1 pseudogene is annotated in these 258 nt (G+C 65.9%); it reads left to right on the top strand.

What is annotated here, in order from left to right:
• A pseudogene (locus F0Q45_RS27245) lies at positions 1-258 on the top strand (hypothetical protein); the annotation flags it as partial.

Genomic DNA, 258 nt, shown 5'->3' with positions numbered 1-258 from the left:
CACCGGCGCTGCCGGAGGCGGCTCCTCCGGCAATGGCTTCACCGAGATTTTCCGCGATGACTTCACCGGCCCCGCGGGCTCGAGCATCAACGGCACCAACTGGCTGTACGCTCTGGGCACGAATTACCCCGGCGGAGCGCCCAATTGGGGCACCGGGGAGATCGAGACGATGACCAACAGCACCAACAACGTCTACCTCGACGGTAACGGCCACCTCGCGATCAAGCCCATCCGGGACGCCTCCGGCAGCTGGACGTC

It is taken from the genome of Mycobacterium simiae, assembly GCF_008370645.1.
GTDB classification, from domain to species: domain Bacteria; phylum Actinomycetota; class Actinomycetes; order Mycobacteriales; family Mycobacteriaceae; genus Mycobacterium; species Mycobacterium simiae_A.
Note: the sequence above shows the minus strand (reverse complement) of the source record. Positions and strands in the feature narration are given on the sequence as shown.